General features: G+C 32.1%; 19 protein-coding genes. All 19 read right to left on the bottom strand.

What is annotated here, in order from left to right; all coding sequences use genetic code 11:
* Nucleotides 1–94 precede the first annotated feature (94 nt).
* A complete protein-coding gene (locus tag GVV10_RS02340) occupies nucleotides 95–3151 on the bottom strand; it encodes a CDP-glycerol glycerophosphotransferase family protein (protein WP_159519201.1) in 3057 nt (1018 codons plus the stop codon).
* Nucleotides 3148–3822 carry a membrane protein insertase YidC gene (gene yidC, locus GVV10_RS02335; protein ID WP_159519199.1) on the bottom strand — a complete coding sequence of 225 codons (675 nt, stop codon included), beginning with the start codon at nucleotides 3820–3822 and terminating at the stop codon, nucleotides 3148–3150. The genes GVV10_RS02340 and yidC overlap by 4 nt, the downstream gene beginning before the upstream one ends.
* A 74-nt stretch (nucleotides 3823–3896) precedes the next feature.
* Nucleotides 3897–4778, bottom strand: a complete 882-nt coding sequence (locus GVV10_RS02330) for a diacylglycerol/lipid kinase family protein (RefSeq protein ID WP_159519197.1) — start codon at nucleotides 4776–4778, stop codon at nucleotides 3897–3899.
* Nucleotides 4775–6634: an LTA synthase family protein gene (locus tag GVV10_RS02325; protein ID WP_159519194.1), complete on the bottom strand. Its 1860-nt coding sequence runs from the start codon at nucleotides 6632–6634 to the stop codon at nucleotides 4775–4777. Before GVV10_RS02325 ends, GVV10_RS02330 begins: the two co-directional genes overlap by 4 nt.
* A gap of 2 nt (nucleotides 6635–6636) precedes the next feature.
* Complete coding sequence (locus tag GVV10_RS02320; protein ID WP_159519192.1) at nucleotides 6637–7458, bottom strand: LicD family protein; 822 nt, start codon at nucleotides 7456–7458, stop codon at nucleotides 6637–6639.
* Between the two features lie 10 nt (nucleotides 7459–7468).
* Complete coding sequence (locus GVV10_RS02315) at nucleotides 7469–8464, bottom strand: stealth family protein (protein ID WP_159519729.1); 996 nt, start codon at nucleotides 8462–8464, stop codon at nucleotides 7469–7471.
* Nucleotides 8465–9697, bottom strand: coding sequence for a glycosyltransferase (locus GVV10_RS02310; protein ID WP_159519190.1), 1233 nt, complete (start codon nucleotides 9695–9697; stop codon nucleotides 8465–8467).
* Between the two features lie 12 nt (nucleotides 9698–9709).
* Nucleotides 9710–11101, bottom strand: a complete 1392-nt coding sequence (locus GVV10_RS02305; RefSeq protein WP_159519188.1) for an O-antigen ligase family protein — start codon at nucleotides 11099–11101, stop codon at nucleotides 9710–9712.
* A 12-nt stretch (nucleotides 11102–11113) separates the two neighbouring features.
* Nucleotides 11114–12238: a non-hydrolyzing UDP-N-acetylglucosamine 2-epimerase gene (wecB, locus tag GVV10_RS02300; protein WP_159519186.1), complete on the bottom strand. Its 1125-nt coding sequence runs from the start codon at nucleotides 12236–12238 to the stop codon at nucleotides 11114–11116.
* 12 nt (nucleotides 12239–12250) lie between these two features.
* Nucleotides 12251–12637, bottom strand: coding sequence for a glycerol-3-phosphate cytidylyltransferase (gene tagD / locus GVV10_RS02295; protein WP_159519183.1), 387 nt, complete (start codon nucleotides 12635–12637; stop codon nucleotides 12251–12253).
* Complete coding sequence (locus tag GVV10_RS02290) at nucleotides 12634–13752, bottom strand: polysaccharide biosynthesis C-terminal domain-containing protein (RefSeq protein ID WP_159519181.1); 1119 nt, start codon at nucleotides 13750–13752, stop codon at nucleotides 12634–12636. The genes tagD and GVV10_RS02290 overlap by 4 nt, the downstream gene beginning before the upstream one ends.
* A 19-nt stretch (nucleotides 13753–13771) precedes the next feature.
* On the bottom strand, nucleotides 13772–14785 hold the full coding sequence (locus GVV10_RS02285; protein WP_159519179.1) for a polysaccharide biosynthesis protein: 1014 nt from the start codon (nucleotides 14783–14785) through the stop codon (nucleotides 13772–13774).
* Nucleotides 14786–14787: 2 nt separating this feature from the next.
* Nucleotides 14788–15981: a glycosyltransferase family 4 protein gene (locus GVV10_RS02280; RefSeq protein ID WP_159519177.1), complete on the bottom strand. Its 1194-nt coding sequence runs from the start codon at nucleotides 15979–15981 to the stop codon at nucleotides 14788–14790.
* On the bottom strand, nucleotides 15981–17324 hold the full coding sequence (locus tag GVV10_RS02275) for a sugar transferase (RefSeq protein ID WP_159519175.1): 1344 nt from the start codon (nucleotides 17322–17324) through the stop codon (nucleotides 15981–15983). Before GVV10_RS02275 ends, GVV10_RS02280 begins: the two co-directional genes overlap by 1 nt.
* A 90-nt stretch (nucleotides 17325–17414) precedes the next feature.
* Nucleotides 17415–18944: a murein biosynthesis integral membrane protein MurJ gene (murJ, locus tag GVV10_RS02270; protein ID WP_159519172.1), complete on the bottom strand. Its 1530-nt coding sequence runs from the start codon at nucleotides 18942–18944 to the stop codon at nucleotides 17415–17417.
* A 156-nt stretch (nucleotides 18945–19100) separates the two neighbouring features.
* Nucleotides 19101–20378 (bottom strand): O-antigen polymerase, encoded by a 1278-nt coding sequence (locus GVV10_RS02265; protein WP_159519170.1) that lies wholly within the window; start codon nucleotides 20376–20378, stop codon nucleotides 19101–19103.
* Between the two features lie 18 nt (nucleotides 20379–20396).
* Complete coding sequence (locus GVV10_RS02260; RefSeq protein ID WP_159519168.1) at nucleotides 20397–21269, bottom strand: glycosyltransferase family 2 protein; 873 nt, start codon at nucleotides 21267–21269, stop codon at nucleotides 20397–20399.
* A gap of 4 nt (nucleotides 21270–21273) precedes the next feature.
* On the bottom strand, nucleotides 21274–21843 hold the full coding sequence (locus tag GVV10_RS02255) for an acyltransferase (RefSeq protein ID WP_159519166.1): 570 nt from the start codon (nucleotides 21841–21843) through the stop codon (nucleotides 21274–21276).
* Between the two features lie 4 nt (nucleotides 21844–21847).
* Nucleotides 21848–22819: an SDR family oxidoreductase gene (locus GVV10_RS02250; RefSeq protein ID WP_159519163.1), complete on the bottom strand. Its 972-nt coding sequence runs from the start codon at nucleotides 22817–22819 to the stop codon at nucleotides 21848–21850.
* Nucleotides 22820–22822: the final 3 nt, after the last annotated feature.

Here is a 22822-nt window from a genome sequence, read left to right as displayed (position 1 = left end):
TGTTTATGTTTTTTTGATATCAAGCAAACAGAATAAAAAAAAGGGGATAGAAATAATACCCCCTTCTTTAACAACTAATTGCTAATGTTTTCAGTTACTCTCTAAATCTTACACCACTTCTGTCGAATAAAGGTTTACCATCATCTGGTCCACCGACAATTAATCCATCTACAATTGAAAGTCCTCCTATTATTTTAGATTTATTAATTGAAGGAGTCATCTTTGTAGCATCAAAGATGGCATCATCCTCATACATATAGGAGGCAATCGCTGGTATTATGTCTTGGATAGTCTTAATGTCATACTTGTAAACGTAAGATTTATCTGGCCAAGAAATAGCTAAAAATGTTCCGTATCTATCTTGAATATCAAGTTGATTTATCTCGCTAGAATCATAAGCATGGAGTCCAATCCCATTCTTAGTGAGATAAGGACCATGATCTCCGAATACAACAATGACTGCATTTTCATCATTCTTACGGATTGATTCAATATTCTCTTTCATTTGATGATTAGCAAACTTCAATTTTTCTAGGTGAAGTTCAGTTTCATTAGGTAAGAGAACCCCTGAGTTTTGACTATGTCCTGGGTAATTATCGTGTGCATAAAAATAAACTGGATTAGATTTTTTTTCATTTAACTTTGTTGCTCTTACTCTTAAAAAATCTTCATAAGTGACCGCAGAAAAATCTGCATCAAACCTAAATTCACCCTCTAGAATTGCTGAAATAATTATTTTACTTGATTCAATAGAAAGTTTTGCATCGGGATATATAAAATCTTGAATTGTTTCATAGCCTTTTACAAAGTAATCAGAATCAAAAATAAATTGAGAAGTATAATCTAAAGACGAAAATAGAATAGTAGAAGAAGCATCTTTTGCTAGTATTCTTCTTGTCTCTTCCGGGGTTTCTAATACTTCCCCTGCGTGAAGTACAGTCGACATCGAATTAAGTGAATTAGCCCCCAAGCTATAAGTACCATCATAGATTGCAAAGCCATCATTTAATAAATAATCCATTTGCTCACTATTATTAAAGCCATATTTTTCCAAAGTTTCCTGATTTTCATAAGAGTCATAAACCAAAAGATAGACACTCGGTTTATTAATTACTTTTTTATCCTTCACCATTGCCAACAATTCACTTTCGGAAACACTATTTTCATCAATCACTATTTCTTCATTTGGCTTGTTGATTAAAGAAGAAAGCGAATTAACAATTAAGACTAATGTAAAGATAAACGATAACACTCTCTTTCGATTAAAGTATGAAATCAGGAATATTATTATAAAGCATACGAAGAAAATGATATTGATTTTAGGATAACTAGTCGATCTTCCAAAACTTGCCATATTAAATAGAATGAATAAACTTGATGTCATCAACGCTTGGCTTAATGATTTTGAAAGAACTGAACTCAAGAAATGTGGAATAACATTCACAAATAATAAACAAAATAGAAGAAAGAACCCAATGACTTTTAAACTATCACTAAAACCTAAAATATCCTGATTTGAAATAATATATTGAACAATAGGTGTCATGGGTAACGTAATAAATAAAACAGCAATAGCATCAGGTGATTCGCTCTTCTTTTGATAAGTAAATACTTTACTCTTATTGATTTTAATTCTTAATAAGGTAAGGACAGCTATCACTGACGACATTATTATTAAAAAAGGAAGCAAAAATCTAATATAAGATTCGTTGAGCCCATTGGAAGGCAATACTTTCAACCCTAATAACATCATGAACAGTAATAAAATTGAGGTCATTGTATACTGCAATAACGACGAAGAATTAAAAAAAGACTGAATGAAAGTTTTTATATTTCTATCTTTCAATAGATCGAAGTTCAACGTGTTTTCGAAAACAACGTCGTTACGTTCATTGACTGAAACTGCTTCTTGACTTATTTCTTTATGTTTTTCATGAATAAAAGCCATTCCTCTTTCTTTTGATTCTTGAGGAAACTTATCAATAATGTCTAAAACGGAAGAATCAATCGAACTTTCAACAGACATATAATCCAGATTGCTATGAGTAATTTCAATTATCTTATCAATATCACTCTCATTAAAAGTTTGCCCAATGCTCTCTAAAATTTTAATGTCCCATGGATCGTCTAATAGGTCACTTGCATCTCTTCCTCGTTTTTCATACTGTTCATGCATCGTTAATATTGGTTTTTTAAATAGAACAAAAAAGTCAAAAATAATCCCTGAAAAATCGCTAATCATGAGATCGGCTTGCGCCATTGATTTTAGATTTTCTCTATCTCTATCCCAAATTCTTTGTTTATTGTTAGGATACTTATTCATTAAGTTAGTCATCAATTCCTTATCAGAAATAAAAGATTGAGGGTGAGGACGAATGATCACATTAAATTCATCGGATTCATCAAACTCATTGAGGAGACTATCACCTACTTTTGTTAATAGTCCATGATTTCCCCATGTTGGAGAAATTAATACCGTTGGTTTAGAATTATTAAAGTAATGTGTATCTTCTTTCAAAGTATCCAATTTTTCTCTCAAAACATCTAGATATGGCTGTCCAATCACCCTAATATCTTTAGCAGGAAGACCACGAACAGATTCCAACTCTCTGATGACATCAACATCTCCTATCCCCCCAATTAAAACGCTATCGAAATAATCAACCCCATATGCTTTATAACCCGCAACACTACTTGTTGCATGACTAAGATGACAATAGTGTTTAACATGAGGACTTCGCTTAATTTCTAAAACATCAAGACCTGGTGTTGTCATTATCAAGATGTTACAGCGTAACCTGTTTAGAATATAGAACGCCTCTCTGCCAGAACCAATATAATAGCTTTGAAAACCATCTAATTCAAGTAGAAGCCCTGGATCCTCTTTGTCACTTGTAAAATATACAACAGGTAATCCAGCTTCTACTGAGCCAATCACTAAGTCTTTAAACACATTCCAATACTGTTTTCCTTCAGAATAAAAAACAATATCATATTCAGTTTCAAGATTAACGGTTTCGCCTTTATTGCCTGAAAAACCTAATCGACGATATATGAATCCTTTGACTATAAAGAAAGCAACTGATGCCATCGCAATTGTTGCAGATATCAACATACTTCCTGTTCCTGGATCAATGTATATTATTCTCATATCACTTCACCCTCAATTTTTCTATGAGTTATCATATTTTTGAATAGACTGAATATGTTATTGCACGTCCAATATAATAATAAACTAGATGGTGAACTATAAAGAATTACTAAAAAGAAAAGAGCAATAACAACGATAGTAATCTTTTCGTTAAGTCCTGATTCTTTTGCATAGATATACCCTGACGCTAAGTTCACAATGGTCATTACAAAAGGCAATAAATTAACCGTAAGAGCCCCTATTACAAGTAACCCATCTGGATTTCCTAAATCTTTCAAAATCAAAAATGAACTGCCTTGAAAAGGCGTATAATTGGATAAGAATGCATATGCCCCCATAAAAAAAGGAACTTGTATCAATAAACTTACTAAACCTCGCAGTGCATATGCTGGGCGATAATTGTTCAATCTATATACATTATTAGTATACAAATAAAGTTCGTAACCCTTATAAACACTCTTAAACTCATCAAGTTTTGGTTTCATTTTCTGTTGAATGTTTTTTTCTTTTTTCTCAATTTTTTCGGCAAAACTATAAAATGGTAGTAATATAATATTAACAACCATACTTAAAATAACTAAGGCCACTCCATAATTATCTGTGAAATTTAGTATCGCATTAAAAACAATTTCTATAAACTTTGAAAATGGACCTACTATTAAATCTGTCATTATTTCCCCCTATTATTTTACGTAAGAAAAAGCTTCTCTAAACGATATAATTATACGTTAAGGAAGCTAAATATTCAAATTATTAATTGAATTGATTGTCTTTTATTTTCTATTTCTAGTTTTTTATAAGAACCACCATACTCGCCGTCAATATTCCAGTCAATATCTTGTTTTGTTTTTATAATTAAATCTCTGGATTTAAATGTTGTGAACATTTCATTGCTGTAGTCATTCTGCATCATTCCAGTTAATATAAGTCGTAATTCTTTTACGCTATTTGGTTTAGATATTAACAATACTTCAAATAGCCCATCAGTTAAAGATATTTTGTCATCATTATAGTGGAAAATGTTACCCATAGAAGACGAATTACTTACTGCTCCAAAAACATAATTACCACCCAGTGATGCTTCATCAGAATTAATGTGTACTCGGTATTTCTTTATTTTCCTGAAAGTCAAAAACCCATACAATATGTAAGCTCGATAACCCAACCAATTTTTCATCTTTTGTGGAGTTTTATAAGTAACTTCTGTAAAATTTCCAAAGGTTAACGCATATGTGAAAGTCTTTGAATTGTTTACTAGACCATAATCTAACGAAATGGTATTCATAGTTTTTAATTTTTCTAGTTGTGAAATAAGGTTACTAGTGTTTTGTCCTAAGTTTTGACTAATTTCATTTGTGGTACCTAGAGGAAGTAACAAAATGGGACATGCCCATCCATACTTATGAACAGCATTTATACTTTGACTAACTGTTCCATCCCCACCTGCCACAATTATCACATCAACTTTATGTTCAGAAGACGCTAAAATTTCATCCGGACCAAAATCCACCTGAGTTTTATGGACTTCATAATCGAAATTATTTTCTGTAAGATACTTTATAATTATCTGTAATTCATCACGACGTTTTAATCCAGCAGCCGGGTTATAAATAACTAATAATTTCATTCTATAACCTCATTCTTTATGAACTCATCACTGAATTTTTTTCCCTCAATATAATCATACTGAATCAACTTATAATCATTAAGAAGTTTACGTTGTTGAGTATCTAAATCATTCTCATCAACAATTGATCCACTTTTAAGCAAATAGTCTGTCCCTTTATTGGCTGCCACACTCATTCTTAATTCATATATTAGCTGATGAATTGCATTAACTTTGACATCAGCTGCATCATAAACAAAATTTGTAAGTGCTGTCGATGAAACTGGTCCTTCTAATTTAGCTTTTTTGTCAGTGAAATTACTATAAACAAAGAAATCTGTCATTGCATAATTGAATGGATTATTTAAGGATCTAACATCATTATATAGTCCTGGATGATGATCACCAAATAATAGTACTACAATTTTTTTGTCCATTTTATCTATCTCCGCAATGAATTTTTCTGTTTCTTTATCTGTAATGTGAATACCTTGAGTATAATACTTAATTTGATTTAATGCATTTTCACTTCCATTTTCAACTTTAGGTTCAAAGTCATATTTATTATATACATCTGTATAAGGAGTATGATTTTGCATGGTTACTAAATGTATTAACTTGCTTTTATCGTCAGCCTTTAAGTAATCCAAAGTCTCTTGGTAAGAGGAAGCATCTGATATAAAGTTTCCGTTATCAACAACTTCTTTATACTTCATATCGTCTTCAAACAAACTATAATCAAAACCAAGTTTTTTATAAACAGTTCTTCTTTTGTACAACTTCGAATGAAAACTATGAATAGAAATAGCTTCTTGATTATTACTTTGCTTATACTCTCTAACAATAGAAGGAAACATGTCGTGGTTTGATAAGAAACGTTGAAATGGCATTGCCATGTTTTGTTCTAAATCTTGAATCGAAAATCCAGTTAAAACTTCATACTCCGTATTAGAAGTTCCTCCACCATATGCAGGAACAATAAGTTTCCCAGTCATATACTTATCACTAGGGTCCTGGATGTATTCGATTGGCGATTTTTCCAAACTTACGCCATTAAAATTCTCAGGGTCTGCTAAAGATTCACTTAAAATATACACAATAGAAATATCTTCAAAATTTTGATTTTCTCTATCTCTGTTACGAATGTCTGCATTTTCTTGGTATTCACTAAGAACTTCAAATACTTTTTCTTTGGAATATTCATGAGGTTTCGGAATAGCCTCTCCTGAAAAGTTGTTGATAAATCCAAGAACAAATCCATTTTCATGATACGTTCTTAATGGATTCCATCCTGTTTCATGAAACCCTGTTTTACTCATTACTTTACTAAACCGACTATTTTGGGCATGAACATTTTTTGATAAGCCAAAGAACAAAATTGTGACGATCAATAAGATACTTGAGCAACGCCATGAGTCTTTACGAGATTCAAAAAGAAAGAAAGGTTTTATTTTTGTCAATGACTTAATAAGTAGTATCACAAATAAAGTCAAAACTATTAATATGATAAGGTACTTAAAATCTACCATTCCAATTAAATCATTTAGGCTCGTCACAAACAGTAAGTCACTTGGGAATACTGGTTCGATTCTCAGTTCAATTTTTAAATAGGTTGATACCGATAAAATAAGTGTACCATAAACCAATAAAATTGCTGAAGTCCATAAATTATTAAAAATCACACTCATAAATGTAAGTAGCATTGCAATGGTGAACACTGATAGAACCATTATTTTTTTGTGATTCCTAACAAATCTAAAAACAGATAATATTTTAAATTCTCTAAGGCCTAGCTCCAAAATGATAAAACCAAAAATTGCGAAAACGCCTATAAAAACTACTTTAAGAGCAATAGTTTTGAAATCTTTTTTCTCCAAAATTACACTTCCTTTTTATCAAAAACAATATACTTGTAATTATGACGGTCGCCACGTTCTTCTTTTGGAGGCAGTTGCATATAGTCTCCGTAAAATTGTGTAAGATACCCATCATAATCTTTGAACGAGTAATACTTACGTCCCTCAAAGTCATACAACTCTAACTCATTGAAATAGTTTGTTGAAATTGTTTCATGATCATAACCATACGCCCCCCCAAGATTGGTTCTCTTATTGGATGTCGGTGATTCATATAAAGTACATTGGATTTCTAACTTTTTCTTTAAATTAGCATTGCTCAAGAATAACGAAAAAGTTTTTAGTATATAATAAATTATTTTACGACTCATAGAATGTAAATTCAATTTATAATTATTTTTTATCAGCAACATTTTTTTATAAAATTCTGTCTTTCGTTTATGTTTTTTATAGTCTTTTTCGTTTTCAGGAACTACATCAAAAGGAAAAACATCAATGAAAATCCCATAATCGTCAATATCATCAGGAAGATTTGCTTCCCCTAGAAGTGTATCTTTTTTCATTAATTTAAGAAACGGCAACGAGAATCTTTCGTTATTCGACATTGTCATCGTATAATATTTTGAATTTAGATCGAATTTAAGAACCTCAAGCAAACGATTATATTCTGTTCGTTTCAACCCTATATCAAAATCATCATCCCAAGGAATGAAGCCCTTATGTCGAACAGCGCCGAGAAGCGTGCCAGCAATTAGAAAATATTCTATATTGTTTTCCAGGCAAATCCGATGAAGTTCATCAGCTAGCTCTAAATGAACAGTATGTAGTTTGTCTAATTCGGTCATAAAAACCCTCCTATAATTCGAATGAAGATTTATCAGGTAAGACTTCATTTAAATATGAATTTACTTCATCTTTCAATGGGTCGAAATCTTCGATTTCTGCAGAATCATTCACACAATACATTTTGTATTTGTTATTTTTTAAATCAATTCTTAATTGTTCTTTCAAATGTGGCATATTATAAAATTTCCCTAATTTATTCAAATTAGTTGGCTCAAATTGACCAGTTACAAATTGCTCATTTCTAAACACGTATTGGTTAACATCACTAGCACTTCTGAATTTGTTAAGGCATGTTTTATGTAATACTTCATAATTTTTTTCCCATACATGTTCTAATGTAGTTTTTAAGTATGGCGCAGGTAAATGATGCCATTTAATACCTGAGAAATTTCCTAATTTTCCAAAATAGTAATTTTTGATTCTTGTTTTCAAATCGTATTTTGATGAATACCATTTTTTTCTATGGGTCTTCATAACTTGCTTTTTATTATAATTTTGATTTAATAAATCTATATTATTAAGAAGAATATGAGGGAAAATAGTTCCTTTATCTGATGTAATGTAATCTAATTCAAGTTGATCTTTTGGTAAACCATTTTCAAAAAAATCAGTTGGTTCCATTTTATCAAAAATAAACATGTCATCATTAAAATAGACAAATTGTTCGCTTAAATTAGGAATCCTATGAAAGTTTAATTCGATCGGATGAGAAGAAAACGTTGGTAAGTATTCTTCAGGTATATAATCTTTATGGTTAATAATTTCTAGTTTTGGATGGTTTATATCTAAAAAATCTGGAATATGACCCCATGTGACAAAATAGATTTTATTGACCCACGGTGTAAATTTATCAACACCCCTAAAAAAGTAAACAAGATTATCCATATCACGGTATCTTACCGCACCAACATCTGTTCCTTTATTTGGTGAATACTGTTCTTTTTCCTTTTGCCATTCAATATCATTTCCATTAACCCATGGAATTACAAAATCAATTTTATTCATTTAAACCAATCCCTTCTTTAAAATGTCATTATAAAGTTTAATTTGTTCCTTAACAAAACGCTTATGATCATACTTATTGATTGCTCTATTTCTACATTCTTCTTTGTAGTTAATAACTTCTTTATTCGTCTCTAAGAAAAGAATCGCTTGTTGAATTGCTTCAGTACAGCGCTCTTGAACGACGATACCAGTCGTCGGTGATACTGACTCACCACTGCCACCCGTATCGAATGTAATAACAGGTGTTCCACATGAAAGTGCTTCTAGATTTGTAGTTGGAAAGTTATCATCCAACGTTGGGTTTATGTAAGCAAAAGCATTGGCATACAAAGCGGCTAATTCTTCAGTGTTATTAGTTCGTAATACTCCAATCATGTTATCTGGCAAATGATTTTTTTGTTGTTGTGAAACTCCAACAACTACTACAACATATTTATCACTTACTTTTTGACTTAACTCTTCCAAAAAACTTAATCCTTTTCTAAATTCCCAATCGCTGGCAACCCCTAGTAAAACCTTGCGATTTCCAATTTTTTGTGATAGTTCAGTATTTAGTTTGTTGAATGCGTTCGGAGTAAATACCTCTGTATCAATACCATTGTTTATAGTAATAATTGATTTGTTTTTTAAGAAACTATCACTCACAAGTTTATTCAACCATTCTGAAGGCGTTACAATCGTTAAATTTCTATTTTTAGAAATTAGATCTTTCTTCCATTTGAAATTACGTTTCTCATTAGGAAATAAGATAACTTCAGGATAATCTTTTGTATTATTACATTTAACACAGCCTTCATCCCACTCCTTACATCCATTGTAGAGAAAACTTGCTGAACTTGAAGATATAATCCAAGCATCGTGAAGTGTCCAAACAATTTTTATATCTGTCCCATTTAAATATTTAAGAAGCATGGGTACGTTTAAGTAATACCCATGCAGATTATGTAAATGAATGATATCAGGATTGAATGATTTGATTTTATCAATTAATTTTTTTGTAGCGTTGTTAGAGTGTAAACCATGATTACCAAATAGTCGCGTCATAAAAACATGATTTAAAGTACTTATTGTATTACCCATATAAAAAGTGTCATCCATTTTAATTGAATCTTTTCTACCATAAACAATACAAACTTCATCACCTTGTCCTTTTGCAGTTTCCGCCAAAGTTCGGACAATTCGACCAGTACTCCCAAAATCAACCACAGAATTGATAAACATAATTTTACTCATACTTGACCTCCTTTAATTCTTTAACTTTTTAATTTTCAAAAAGGATAAACCGATTGTTAGAATTGTCCAGAAGTAGTATTCTTCAAAACGGTTAATAAACATGTTGGTAGTGTCAGAAAAACCTACTACAACAAAGAATACATAGCTAGCAGCCAATGTGGCAATAATTAGATAATCTTTATCAGTTAAGTTGTTTTTATCAAATAAATACTTTAATACTTTAATTGCAGCTATTACAATAAATGCGAAAAGTGGTAATGATCCTAATATTCCTGCACTAAACATACTATGAATGTAAAAACTATGGTAATGAGAAAACACTTCACTACTGAATCCTAACGTTATCATATTCGCATGACTATAAGCTCCATACCCAAATATTGGTTTCTTCTTAATTGCTTCGAAACCTTGTTTCCAAATTACTGGCCGTCCTGTTAACGCACCGTATTTTTCAGGTATTTCACGATGTAAATCAATAGGACCTTCATCTATATCGGGTGCTTCTCCAGTCTCCTCATCCAGTTGACTCACATAAACGTAGTTATGAGCATACCATGATGGTAGATAAGACATGGCTTTTTTAGTTCCGGATATAGCACCTGATAGTAACCCAGCAATCACTGCTGAGACAACAAGTGATTTAACGATTCCTTTAATTGTGATTTCCTTAAAGAAATATATTGCATATAGAAAAAACAATACTAAAACATAAGCAAGAAGACTATAGAGAATTCCTCGCGAACTAGACAAGCTTAAGTGAACAAAATTTACTAACAAAGTCACCAATGCATATTTTGAAACTTTTCTATCTTCACGATAAACTATATTCATGTAAGTGAACGCTGACATTACTCCTATAGATATCGTAGCGGAAGTGATTCCTCGATAGATACCGACTAGGCGATTACTATAAAACCCAAGAACATAGCGTTTATTAGAATATATTAAAATATCATGGTACTGAATTATAAACAATATAAGACCAATAATTGAATAAACTAATGTTACTGTGATAATTGTTTTAGAGATAAACTTTAATTTTCTTAAAGCAACTTGACGGTCAGTGTCTTGTATAGTAATAATCAACATTTGGACAACAATGTAGAAATATCCGATTAAATTCATTCTTGAGTTAGGATTTTTTATATTAATAATCATAGTTATTGTATAAAAACCAACGAAAAGAAGGAGTAAACGCCTATGTTTATCTTCTAAAAACCTTCTTTCATGAAATAGATCAAACGCTAAATATGCCGCTCCCCATACTAAACCAATTTTTAAGTATGAATTTAGTAAGGGTAGAAGCATTGGTGTTTCTAATACTAGTGGAAAGACTATAAAAAATAGCTGAATATAACTAGGATTAAAGAGTGTATTGTATAATTTTTTACTGTTAATTTTCATATTCCCTCAATTCTACTTGTGCCAAACTGTTCTATTAACATAATCTGTATAAGATAAAATGATACGAACAACTTTATCAGAGACATTAGGCATTGAGTAATCTGCTACAAGGCGAAGTGTATCTTTTTCTTGAGTTTCTAAAACTTTAAGGCCTTGTAAAATACGTTCTTTATGAAGTCCTACCATCATCACAGAAGCTTCTTCCATGGCTTCTGGTCTTTCGTGTGCTTCTCTTAAGTTTAGTGCTTTAAATCCTAGAATTGAGGATTCTTCACTGATTGTACCACTATCACTCAAGGTTGCTTTTGAATATTTTTGTAAATGAACATAATCATTAAATCCAAGTGGTTTGAGTGTTTGAATCAATGGATCTAATTCAACCCCTTTTGCTTCAAGCATATTGCGTGTTCGAGGGTGCGTACTCATGATGATTGGTAATTGATATTGTTTCGCAATTTCATTTAAACTCTCAACAAGATTCATAAAATTGATTTCATTGCTAATGTTTTCATCACGATGAGCTGAAACAACAAAGTATTCACCTTCGTTTAAGTTTAAATCCTTTAGAATATTTGATGCTTCGATATTATCTTTACGAGCCATCAAAACTTCATACATAGGACTTCCTGTTTTAATAACACGATCTGCTGGTAAGCCTTCGCGAAGTAAATATTCCCGAGCAATATCACTATAGGTCAAGTTGATATCTGCAGTGTGATCAACAATCTTACGATTTGTTTCTTCAGGAACTCTTTGATCAAAACAACGATTTCCAGCTTCCATATGGAAAATTGGAATTTTCTTTCGTTTAGCCGCGATTGAACATAAACATGAATTGGTGTCACCTAAAACTAGAAATGCATCAGGATTGACCTCTTCTAGAACTGGTTCAATACTTATAAGAATTTGACCAATGGTTCCAATGGGTCCACCATGAGCTGCGTTTAAAAAATAGTCAGGTTTACGCATGTTGAAATCTTGAAAAAAGACTTCATTTAATTCATAATCATAATTTTGACCTGTGTGCACTAATATATGTTCAATTGCATCACTTTCCTCCAAGCGTTCAATCACTGAAGATAAGCGAATTATTTCTGGTCGTGTCCCCACAACTGTCATTACTTTAAATTTTTTCATCGTTTTCCCTTTCTATTGTTTTAACTTTTCTTTAATTTGTGTTGTTGAAATATCAGGGGTTCTTTCCAAATAAACAACCTCACATTGATCGGTTAGGAAATCAAATTCCCCTTCCCAATCATCACCCATTACAAAGACATCGATATCGTGATTTTTTACATCATCACGTTTTTGATCCCAATCATCTTCTCGAATGACTTCATCAACATATTTTATGGCTTCTAAAATATATTTTCGATCTTCAAAGCTATGAAATGCTTTTTTTCCTTTAATTGCATTAAATTCATCACTTGATACAGCAACAACTAAATAATCACCGTAGTCTGCTGCACGTTTAAGAATATTAATATGTCCTTTGTGAAGTAAGTCAAAGGTACCGTATGTAATTACTTTTTTCACTTTTCCACCTCCATAAAGAATGTGTCTGGTGTATTGGGATCAAAGGGTTCATTGACCCACATGATTGTAACCATATCATTATCACCTAAATTAATAATGTTATGAGTGTAGCCCGTTGGAATATCAACCACCTCAAGGCTTTCATCAGAAACAAAATATTCTATAATTTCATCACTGTAGATATCCCTGAACTTAATAACACCTTTTCCTTTAACCACTAAAAACTTCTCATTTTTAGAATGATGCCAATGCTCGCCTTTTGTCACACCAGGTTTTGATACATTCACACTGACTTGTCCTGCATAATCTGATTTCACAAACTCCGTAAAGCTACCACGATCATCTTGATGCATCACAAGTGGATACGAAAAAGCATCGGTTGGTAAATAGTTTAAATACGTACTGTATAATTTCCGTGTTAAATCATCAGACATGTTTGCGATATAGCGATTATTTCGACTGTCTCTAAATGATTTTAAGGTGTCAGCAAGCTGACCTAAGGAGATAAAATAAGATACTGGTACTGAATAGTAAACATCATGAACTTTATGACCTTTACCTTCCATTGCTCGTAAAATCTCGAGAATTAAATCATCAATATAAACAAGATTGAGTTCATAACTTGGATCATTAATTTGGATTTCTTCATCTCTAGCAATTTGATATGACCATGTGGCAACAACTGAGTTGTAAAATGGTCGAGTCCATTTTCCAAATAAATTTGGGAAGCGATAAATCATCACTTGGGCACCCGTTCGGTTGCCATAAGCTAAAAGATGATTTTCACCTTCTTTTTTACTTTGACCATAATCATTATCAAGTTCTGCTTGAATACTGCTTGATATTAGAATTGGAACATGATTCTTTGCTTCTTCCAATAATTCGCATAAGCTTTCGGTTAAGCCAGCATTTCCCTTATAAAAGTCTTCTGGATTTTCAGGACGATTAATGCCTGCTAAATGGACAACAAAATCACACACTTTCGTATAGTTCTCTAGATCTTCCAAACTATTCTCACGATCAAATGTCAAGACTTCAAACCCATCTGTGTTTTCAAGTGTACTGACAAGGTTCTTACCCACAAATCCCGATGATCCGGTTACTAATACTTTCATATTATCCCTCTTTCAATCTCTAAATATATTTCTTTAATTCATCTTGAATTTCATATAAACCAAAGAGTTTTTCTTTAATTTCTTCAACATTCAATTGATACGTATTGTGTGAGTTATATTCTTCTTCAGATGTTTCTTCCTCACCCTCCACGAAATATTTGTCATAGTTTAGATCACGTTCATCCATTGGTACTCGGTAATAATCGCCCAAGTCTTCAGATTGAACATATTCCTCTTTTGTCAGCAATGTTTCATACAGTTTTTCTGCATGACGTGTACCAATGACACGTGTTTTGGTATCTGTCTTAGTAATTTCCACAATGGCTTGTGCTAAATCTTCAATTGTACTTGCTGGTGATTTTTGAACAAACAAATCTCCCGCCTGTCCTTCTTTAAAGGCAAACAAGACTAAATCAACCGCTTCATCCAAACTCATTAAAAAGCGTGTCATATGAGGATTTGTGACTGTTAAGTCTTTTCCTTCTTTTACTTGGTTAAAGAAAAGAGGAATTACAGAACCACGGGAAGCCATGACGTTACCATATCGTGTTCCACAAATAACCGTACCGCTATCTTTCGCTAAGCGAGCTTTCGCAATAAATGTTTTTTCCATCATTGCTTTAGAAATCCCCATTGCATTAATTGGGTATGCTGCTTTGTCCGTCGATAAACAAACAACGCGTTTCACACCTGCACTAATCGCTTCTTCTAAAACATTATCTGTTCCAATCACATTTGTCTTAACCGCTTCAATTGGAAAAAATTCACACGTCGGCACTTGTTTTAAAGCAGCAGCATGGAAAATATAGTCACTGCCCTTTACAGCATGAACTAAAGTCGAACGGTCTCTTACATCACCAATATAGAATTTCAAACGATCATCGTTGAATTCTTTACGCATATCATCTTGTTTCTTTTCATCACGTGATAAAATACGGATTTCTTTGATATCTGATTTAATAAAACGTCGCACAAGTGCATGACCAAATGAACCTGTTCCACCTGTCACCAATAATACTTTATCTTTAAACATATCTATTTTCCTTCTTTCATTATCTGTAATAATTGTTTCGTTAACTTATCTTGATTAAAATGCTCAACACTGTAATTATACCCGTTTTGACTCAATTCTTCTAGTTTTTCCACGGATAATCCTTGTAGTTCAGTAATAAGGTTTGCTAAAGCAAGACCATCTTGAGCAGGACTTGCAAACCCACATTTAGCTTTATCCAAGATATAAGGTATCTCACCATTGGCACTCGCTAAAATAGGAATACCATAGGTCATATACGATTGAACTTTTGCTGGCAACGTTTTACTAAATATCTCTTCATCCGCCAGTGACACAAACCCAAAATGATTGTTTGATAAAATCGACGGTATTTCTTTTTTATCAACTTGACCTTTAAACTTAAAGTAATGACTTAAACCTTGATCACTAATTTTTTGTTCCAAGGTTTTACGATAACGCCCATCGCCCACAATTTCAAAGAGAACGGACTCATTATTTTGTTTCGACAGAGCTGATGCTGCATCAACTAAAACATCAAGTCCTTGTGCTTCACCAATATTCCCTGTAAAAACGATTTTTAACACTTCCGATTTAAAATCAAACCTTAATTTTTCATCGTTTTTATCAGCATGTTGCGGCAAGTAAACAATTTTATTAGAATCAACACCATAGTCCTCTAACGCTTTAATAAAACCCATTGATGAAACTGCAATGGTATCAAAGCGATCATAAATTCGAAGACACATTGCTTCTAGTCTTTTAATGATGAATTGATTCTTTATACCCAGCATTGTTTCCAGTGAATCGGGCCATAAATCTAAAAGATACAACGTGCTACGCGCTTTGTTCCGCTCGGCAAAACGCAAACCAGACCAAGCCACAAAAATTGGCGATGTTATATACACAAGAACATAATCTGCTTTATCTTTGGTAAAAACCCCATAAAAAAAAGACGACACAATATAGGATAGATAATTTAAAATTAACATGATTGAATTATTTCCACGAGGTATTACCGCTAAACGTTTAACATTGGCATGACCCACTTTGTCTTTGCGTCGTTTCGTCAAACTATAGCCATCAAAAAATTGTCCTTTAGGATAATTAGGAATCTGACAGATAACATCAACATCGTCATCTGTCATTCCTTCAACAAGCTCATTAATTCTAAAATTCTCAGGATAATAATGATTCGTAAATACTTTAATTCGAGCCATTATTTCCCCTCCTTCTCATCAAAACCTTCAGTGCTGTCTTTCTTAAAAACAACAATCAATGTTCTTAAAATTAATCTCATATCATTCCAAACACTAAAGTTTTCAATATACACCATATCCAATAACAATTTGTCCATGGGTGATGTATTATACTTACCTTCGATTTGAGCAACACCGGTTACTCCTGCTTTAACTTTTAAACGATATCTAAACTCAGGTAGTTCACCTTCATATTTATGGACGTTTTCCAACATTTCAGGACGTGGTCCAACAAGACTCATATCCCCTAATAAAACGTTGATTAACTGAGGCAATTCATCAATTCTAGTTTTACGTAAAAAGGCACCCGCCTTCGTAATCCGATCATCATCTGCTGTTGCTGAGTAATTCGCAACATTTTCTTTCATCGTTCTAAATTTAATCACTTTAAAAATTCGTCCGTTTTGGGTGTATCGTTCTTGAAGAAAGAAAATACGACCACCATCATCTGCTTTGATAAGAATTGCGGTAATCAATAAGAATGGCGACAAGACAACAAGACCAACAACTGAAACAACAAGGTCCATTAATCGCTTAAATATTTTCTGTTCAATCGATAAACCATTCAAAGAAACATCCACCATTGGTTTATCGTCAATCACAACATGATGACCACTCATAGCAATGATACTTGCCATTGAGGACTCAAACGTAAAGTCAATGTTAAACTCATAGCAAAATTCCGCAAACAAATCACGACGATTTGCATCCATATCAAGCAAGACAACAAAGTCACAATCTTGAATAATCTCAAACGCCAAATCATCATATGAATCCACGACACCAATTAATTCGTACTGTAATTTATACCTTGAAATCATATGCTTAACTTTATGCAATGATTCTTCATCTTCATCATAAATAATAACCGTCTTCATTGGTTTAAATAATTTAAAATAAATATGGTTCCCTAAATAAGCAAAGACAACAATTAAGGCAAACTGAATCATAAAAACAATTAAAAACAAATCAACATGTTCAATTTGAAAATAAACATTATTACTTGGATTTGTATTCATAATCATCAACTGCAGATAGGTAATAACATCCGTAATCAACACAGCTAACATTGTTGAATAAATAATCGGTTTAGACTTTTCTTCCCCAATTCTAAAATTCCCATAAACAATTAACATCAAGACCCCTACAATAACAAACGTCATCATCGTAATGACCATTGTTCTTGATAAATGAGCTAAGCCAATGTTCTTTGTCGCAAACACGACAAAAAAGACTGTAAAGAGCAAACTGTATAATGCTACCTTCACCAATAGCACTATAAATTCCTTAATATTCTTAGTCATACATACACTCTCCTACTAACCTTTACCCATTATACTATAAACATAGAAAAACTTCACAAAAATGTGAAGTTTACCATAGAATATTAACGCTTAAGCAAGTTTCAATTTCTTCTTAATTAACAACAATGTATCATCGTACTCAGGTACATTCATAAACATCATAATAACTGCATAAACAATTGCACCCAAGCCCGCTGAAGCAAAGAGAATAATTTTACTGTTAATGCCAGTTGTTAGAAGTAACTTATAAACAAAATGAACCACAACACCCATTACAACTGCTGCAAATGTAATTTTTATCGCAGACCATAAAAACTTACGTAAGCCGATACCCGGTATTTTTCGATACAAACTAATATAAAGAATAATCACCGCGGTAATCGCAGAAATACTGGTCGCTAAAGCAAGCCCTGGAACACCCATTCTAGGGGCTAAAATTAAGTTTAATATTAAATTAATGACAACAGCGATAAAACCACTAATGACCGGTGTCATTGAATCATGCAATGCATAGAAGGTTCGTGTGAGCACATCCCGCAAGCCATAGCCAATGATACCAATCGCATAGAAGAACATCGTCGCCGATGTAATCGATAAAGCCATCGGATCTTTCGCAAACTCACCACGACCATAAAATAAATCAACCACAGGAACCGCTAAGACCATTAAACCAATCATCGAAGGCATCACAATAATCACAACCGTATTCATAATACGATTTACAGTTTCCTTCATTGCGGTAAAATCACCCTTCGCTGACTGCTTCGTCAAGGTAGGATACATGACTGTTGTGATCGTCGTCACAAACAATCCATAAATTGAATCACTAATTTTCGACGCATAATTCAAAGTAGCAATAGCCCCCGTCATTAAGCCAGAAGCAATGTTTCGATCAATCAACGTATTGACTTGATTAATGGATGACCCCAGGATAATTGGCACTGCCATAATCAACATTGGTTTCAAGTACTCATCCTGTAGATTAATTCCAGGATTAAATTTATACCCGCTTTTCGAACGTGCAATCCAGTATGTAAAAATCGCTTGACCCGCGGCAGCAAAAACAAGACCATATGCCATAACAATTGGATTCGTATGTGCACTTATAATAATTGATGTAATGACAAAAAAGTTTAGTATAAATCCAGCAACAGGTGCAACCAAAAAGCGATTATGATACTGCTGATAACCATTAAAAATACTGAAGACACCATTGAATAAAATAGCGAACAGCGACACCCTTACAAAAGCAACTGTCGTTGTGAAAACGTCTCCTTTAAATCCTTTTGCAAAAACAAACACAAGTTCTTCTGTGAATATTAACCCAACAGCAGTAAATAAAAGTGTTAAGACAAAAACAATGCTAAGAACATTATCTAAAAATTCATTTGCTTTTTTCTCTCCATCATTATGAAGCACCCTACTGTAAATCGGGATGAATGTAGAAACCAAGCCTGCAGCGACTAAACCAAACAAAACGGTTGGAACTAAACTTGCTGTAAAGTAAATGTCAGCATACGCCGTTCGCCCATAAAAATATGCTAGAACTGACTCTCTTATAATTCCAAACACTTTCGAAATCATCATAAAAACCGTTAATAAAATTGCGTTTTTTCTCATAATTATTCCCTTTTCTCTTAATTTATTTTCATAATTTATAGTACCATATTTTTGGGGTTTTAGTTACTTTTTTAAAAAAATGATCAAAATTTAATATTCTAATTTTGAAACAAAGGTATCTTTTTCTATTTTAACATAAAACAAGAAGAAAACTATTTAAAGTCTTCTTCTACTTAAGCGATCTATTAATATCAATGCACCAATACCAATTAGTGGAACTTTAATTGTATTATCAATAATTCCGTAGAGTGTTCCTCTAAATGATGAGGATATATTTGCAATGCTATAAAGATAAATAACTAGCCAATATAAAGATTTCTTACTTTTTTTAAACAAATAATTAACGAGAGCACCAACTATAGAGAAGATTAGTATAACACCAAAATAGCCACCCACTACATAACCTTGCCCTATCAGTGTAAAGGCTCTTGACCAGTGACTTCCCGCATAAAACGTATCGTGAAACCAAAGTGACAAATTCATATTTTTCATCATAATAAATGGCGTAATTACTTCTAGAAATATATGACTATAACCTACAGATGACTTAGTCCAACTATTATTTATTAGCAGTTGCATATTTTCCCCAGGTGCATAAAAGTCTCCGTATAATAATCTAACTAAAAAAGACTTTTCACTATGTTGACTTATTTCACCACTTATAAAGAAATATTTCATGTTTGACATAAATATTATAAACAAAAAGCCAATTAGAAAATAAAAAAGAAGCATTTTCTTATTTAGTCTTCCAGAAACAAAATATGCAATAAAAATTAAAAGAACGAACCTAAATATTGCATCTCTTTCTGCGGTTACAAATGAAAACAATATCACTGAAAACCCTGAAAAAAGAACCAAGGGTAAATGCATTTTTTCTTTGTCTTTCAAAATATATAATGTAATAAATAAAGCGACGTATCTCGTTAAATATGTTGTTAGACGGAAAATAAGATTAGCTTCACCAACCAGTTCTGCTTTACGATTAAAGTCAAAACGAGATACATATAGAGAACCCATGATAATAAACAACGAAGCAATTATAATTATAATTTTTAATAATTTTTGTTTAATTGTATTTTCACCATATGAATCGTCATCTACAGCTAAATAACTCTTTTTTTCTGATTTATATGAAATAAATAAAAAATAAGCTAATAAACCAGCTAAAGAATATAGTGAGTTTTCATTGGTGTAACCATACAAACTATCTTGTTCAAGAATATGAATCATTGTATAGCCATATGAATACATAATATAAAAACCTGAAAACCATACTAACGGATGTGTAATCTCAAAATCATAGATAACCATAATGTATAAGAGAAACCCTAAAATCAAAACCACATGAAATACGGGACTTGATGTCAAATATGTTAAGATTCCAATTATGATTATTAAATATATAGATGATATTTTTTTAAAAACATCATTCATAAATATCATCCTCTCTAATTATTTGTAATATAAATATAGTAAATAACCTGGGATAGTTGCCCACATTTTCAGTTCGTTTTTCAAACCTAGACTTTCTAAATCCTTCTTGGATTTGGAAGAAAAAAATCGATACATTTGAGCAAAAATTGAATATTGAATATATTTTGGAAAGCTAATATTTTGACTCAAACCACAATATACAATCATACCAAGTGGATTTGAAAATCTTAATTTTCTTCCGCTTTTTGTTAATCCATTATCTTGATATTCTGCTGTGCCTATTAATGTATTTGTAAAAGCAATCATATATTCCGGATCAATTTTCATTTGTAAGACAGTAGGTCCCACATACTTCTCGTTTTCGAATTCTGGAAAACGATATTTTTTTATGACATGACTAAAGTAACCAATTGCGCCATCATACTTTCCATATATTTTATCATGCTCTACACGACTTAGGACTTCAAATTCTTTTTTATATGTAGGTGATTTTTCAACAAGTTTTGACTTTTCAAGAAAATCATACTGAAAAAATATCGCTCCCACATTTTTTAACAGGCTCATTTTCTCAGTACTCTTAATTACCTTTTCAATGCCGTCGCTTTTTAGAAAGTCATCACTATCAATTATTAAAAAGAAATCAAACATTTCTTCAGCGTAATCAAAACCAAAATTCAATGCTTTAGATTTCCCAGCATTAACTTGTTTAATATACTCAATTTTGAACTCTTCTTCTTTAATACTATTTATGAAATCTTCAGTCTCGTCAGTACTACCATCATCCACTATCAACCACGTGAAATCTTGTCTAGTTTGTTTCTGTAAACTAGCGTACAGCCTTTGTAAAAGTACAGCCCTATTATACGTAGGAGTGATTACACATACCTTCATCTGTTCAACCTCTTTTCTTTAAGAATCTAATCGGGACACCGCCAACAATTACATTTTCATCTACATTTTTATTTACCAAAGAGTTTGCTCCAATAATTGAACCTGTATTAATTTCAACTCCGCATAAAATTGTTACTTTACAACCAATCCATACATTGTTATTGATTGTTACCATTTTTTCTTCAATTTCTTGATATTTGATCGGGGTGTTAAAATCACTATAGGTGTGTGTTGTTGACAAAACAGAGCAGGAATGAGCAATTGAAATGTCATCACCTAACACAATCCCACCCTTCCCTTCGAAATATGAGTTTTCTTGTATACTTACATTATTGCCAAACGAAATGTTTTGAATGTTTTTTATGATAACACCTTCATTAATCAATACATTATCACCGCATGTTTTTGATATATTTTTTAGAAGAATGTATCTTAAAAGCATACCCTTTTTTCCTCTAATATTTCTAAATCGGTTAAACATAAAAACTTGAAATTTTTTAGGGAAAATGTTCATAAGTATCGATAAGAAATTAATTATTTTTTTCAACCGTTGAAATTGATCTCTTCCACTCATATCATTACCTATTCTCTTTTGTTAACATTGATTTTAAACCTTCTTTAAACGAAACTGAGACAACATAATTTAAATATTCTTCTGCTTTTGAAACATCAGCATTACTATGCTTAATGTCACCTACTCTGTCTGACCCCATTATTGGTTTAATATGTTCTTTATTGAGTTCCTTAGCTATCGTATCATAAACATCAATTAAATACTCTCTACCACCACTAGCAATATTAAATGCTTCACCCGAATATTTTGAATCAGCTTTACATGCCTTTAAATTAGCATCAATGACATTTTCTATGTAAGTAAAATCTCTTGATTGTTGACCATCACCATTAATTGTAGGTTGCTCGTCATTTTTTAATTGATTAATAAACTTAGGAATAACGGCAGCATAAGCTCCGTTAGGATTTTGTCTAGGTCCAAAAACATTGAAATATCTTAATCCATAGGTATCTAAATTATATAATTCTGAATAAAGTTTTGCATATTGTTCGTTAACTTTTTTTGTTAGTGCATAAGGAGATAAAACATTTCCTTCTCTACCTTCAACTTTCGGAAGATTAGGTTCATCACCGTAAACTGAAGAACTTGATGCGTAAACAAATTTTTTAACATTGTTTCTTCGTGCAGCTTCAAGCATATTTAGTGTTCCACCAATATTTACTTGCTCATAAAAGACAGGCATTTCAATACTTCTAGGTACACTTCCCCATGCGGCTTGGTGTAATATGTAATCAACATCTTTTGCGGCCGCTATACAACCATCTAAATCCATGATATCTTGTTTTATAAATTCAAAATTATTATTAGTCATAAACGGTTCAATATTATGTAGAAAACCATTACTTAAATCATCTAAGCAGCGGACCTTATATCCCATTTTTAATATAGTTTCACAAAGATGTGATCCAATAAAACCTGCACCACCAGTAACTAAGAAAATACTATCTTTTTCAAACTCTAAATCTGTATACTTCATTTT

Source organism: Erysipelothrix urinaevulpis (assembly GCF_009828835.1).
Classification (GTDB): Bacteria; Bacillota_I; Bacilli_A; order Erysipelotrichales; family Erysipelotrichaceae; genus Erysipelothrix; species Erysipelothrix urinaevulpis.
Note: the sequence above shows the minus strand (reverse complement) of the source record. Positions and strands in the feature narration are given on the sequence as shown.

Excerpts from the sequence above, each read along its gene's own strand:
- GVV10_RS02305 (WP_159519188.1), bottom strand. The coding sequence starts at position 11,101 with ATGAAAATTAACAGTAAAAAATTATACAATACACTCTTTAATCCTAGT.
- murJ (WP_159519172.1), bottom strand. The coding sequence starts at position 18,944 with ATGAGAAAAAACGCAATTTTATTAACGGTTTTTATGATGATTTCGAAA.
- GVV10_RS02285 (WP_159519179.1), bottom strand. The coding sequence starts at position 14,785 with ATGTTTAAAGATAAAGTATTATTGGTGACAGGTGGAACAGGTTCATTT.
- GVV10_RS02315 (WP_159519729.1), bottom strand. The coding sequence starts at position 8,464 with ATGAATAAAATTGATTTTGTAATTCCATGGGTTAATGGAAATGATATT.
- GVV10_RS02330 (WP_159519197.1), bottom strand. The coding sequence starts at position 4,778 with ATGAAATTATTAGTTATTTATAACCCGGCTGCTGGATTAAAACGTCGT.
- GVV10_RS02290 (WP_159519181.1), bottom strand. The coding sequence starts at position 13,752 with ATGAAAGTATTAGTAACCGGATCATCGGGATTTGTGGGTAAGAACCTT.
- GVV10_RS02310 (WP_159519190.1), bottom strand. The coding sequence starts at position 9,697 with ATGAGTAAAATTATGTTTATCAATTCTGTGGTTGATTTTGGGAGTACT.
- GVV10_RS02320 (WP_159519192.1), bottom strand. The coding sequence starts at position 7,458 with ATGACCGAATTAGACAAACTACATACTGTTCATTTAGAGCTAGCTGAT.
- GVV10_RS02340 (WP_159519201.1), bottom strand. The coding sequence starts at position 3,151 with ATGAGAATAATATACATTGATCCAGGAACAGGAAGTATGTTGATATCT.
- GVV10_RS02275 (WP_159519175.1), bottom strand. The coding sequence starts at position 17,324 with ATGACTAAGAATATTAAGGAATTTATAGTGCTATTGGTGAAGGTAGCA.
- GVV10_RS02265 (WP_159519170.1), bottom strand. The coding sequence starts at position 20,378 with ATGAATGATGTTTTTAAAAAAATATCATCTATATATTTAATAATCATA.
- wecB (WP_159519186.1), bottom strand. The coding sequence starts at position 12,238 with ATGAAAAAATTTAAAGTAATGACAGTTGTGGGGACACGACCAGAAATA.
- GVV10_RS02250 (WP_159519163.1), bottom strand. The coding sequence starts at position 22,819 with ATGAAGTATACAGATTTAGAGTTTGAAAAAGATAGTATTTTCTTAGTT.
- GVV10_RS02260 (WP_159519168.1), bottom strand. The coding sequence starts at position 21,269 with ATGAAGGTATGTGTAATCACTCCTACGTATAATAGGGCTGTACTTTTA.
- GVV10_RS02255 (WP_159519166.1), bottom strand. The coding sequence starts at position 21,843 with ATGAGTGGAAGAGATCAATTTCAACGGTTGAAAAAAATAATTAATTTC.
- yidC (WP_159519199.1), bottom strand. The coding sequence starts at position 3,822 with ATGACAGATTTAATAGTAGGTCCATTTTCAAAGTTTATAGAAATTGTT.
- GVV10_RS02280 (WP_159519177.1), bottom strand. The coding sequence starts at position 15,981 with ATGGCTCGAATTAAAGTATTTACGAATCATTATTATCCTGAGAATTTT.